This window comes from Vibrio sp. 2132-1 (genome assembly GCF_033344315.1).
On sequence record NZ_JAWPON010000798.1, the window covers coordinates 1 to 532 of the forward strand.

Genomic DNA, 532 nt, shown 5'->3' on the forward strand with positions numbered 1-532 from the left:
GGCGAGACGAAGTGGCCATTCAACTGATTCAACAGCGTTTGATCAGTCTTCTCAATGATGCCGCCGAGCCTTACCAATACGTTTATGCGCAGCCTTACTACTCGAATTACCAACGCCTGATGTCGGCGGGTATCTCATTTTCGCCTGACCGCCGTGAACAAATGCACCAAATTTTCATCAGTGCTTTGACGTCACTTCGCGATTACGGCGTGACACAAGCTGAGCTAGAGAGCATCACATCTAACTGGTATGGCGAACTGGCAAATCTTGATTCTGATTGGAGCAAACGCAAGCCAAATAGTTACGCGGAAGCGCGTATTTTCCAATTGGAGCAAGACAGCGTAAGCCAATCGAAAGAGAGTTATGCGCAAAGCTTGGCAGCTTTTTTGGATAAAACGACGCTAGAGAGCGTAAACGCGCAGTTAAAAGAGCTGCTGTCTAATCAACCAAGCTTTGTGAATGGCATGGGCAAAAGTGAAACGCAAGCGCAATTTGCTGATGTATTCACTGCGCTTAACAGCGCCTACCTACA

General features: G+C 47.6%; 1 pseudogene. It reads left to right on the forward strand.

The annotated features are described in order from the left end of the window. A pseudogene (locus tag R8N47_RS28060) lies at positions 1 to 532 on the forward strand (insulinase family protein); the annotation flags it as partial.